The organism is Colwellia sp. TT2012, from assembly GCF_001440345.1.
GTDB lineage: Bacteria > Pseudomonadota > Gammaproteobacteria > Enterobacterales > Alteromonadaceae > Colwellia.
Genome location: NZ_LJYX01000135.1, coordinates 1 through 801 on the forward strand (window position 1 = coordinate 1; position 801 = coordinate 801).

The 801-nt window shown below is 59.9% G+C and carries 1 protein-coding gene and 1 pseudogene; both read left to right on the forward strand.

What is annotated here, in order from left to right:
- Nucleotides 1-89: 89 nt before the first annotated feature.
- Entirely contained in the window at nucleotides 90-581 is a 492-nt protein-coding gene (locus ASU03_RS19145) for a CinA family protein (protein ID WP_269433044.1), read from the forward strand.
- An 83-nt stretch (nucleotides 582-664) separates the two neighbouring features.
- Nucleotides 665-801 (forward strand): annotated as a pseudogene (locus ASU03_RS20335) (DNA recombination/repair protein RecA); the annotation flags it as partial.

Here is an 801-nt window from a genome sequence, read left to right on the forward strand (position 1 = left end):
CTGTTGCAGCTGTCTGCCGTTTGCGTGTCCGATGGGCTCCTGTAGGGCAGGCAAACCCCCGCACTTTCCTGGAGACGACCGTGTAGGAAATTACCCAACTCGCCGCCGAACTTGGTCGACGTATGCTGGTGCTCAATGCCCACGCCCCCACCGCCGAATCTTGCACCGGTGGCGGTATTTCCGAAGCCATCACACGGATTCCCGGGAGTTCGGCCTGGTTCGAGGCCGGTTATGTGACCTATTCCAATCGGCAGAAGACCCGCCAGCTCAATGTACCGGAAGGGCTGTTCCCCAAGGTCGGCGCCGTAAGCCGTGAAGTGGTCGAGGCCATGGCCAGGGGCGCCCAGGAAAAAAGCCTGGCGCGGTTTGCCGTGGCGGTCAGCGGTGTGGCAGGCCCCGCTGGCGGCTCGCCGGACAAACCGGTGGGCACCGTATGGCTGGCCTGGGGGGTCGGTGACGAGGTTACGGCCGAGTGCCAGCACTTCCCTGGAAACCGTGACGAGGTCCGCCGACAAACGGTAAAAGCCGCATTAGAGGGGCTGTTGCGACGAGCTGCAGCAGAAATAGAAAATCAGGGGTAGGCGATCCCCGATCTTTATGGAACAATACTGTCTACTTATACAGGTGTTGGCCGTCAGGCCTTATTGATTACGTGAGGACTTTAATGGACGACAACAAGAAGAAAGCCTTGGCTGCGGCCCTGGGTCAGATCGAACGTCAATTCGGCAAGGGTGCCGTAATGCGTATGGGCGATCACGACCGTCAGGCGATCCCGGCTATTTCCACTGGCTCTCTGGGTCT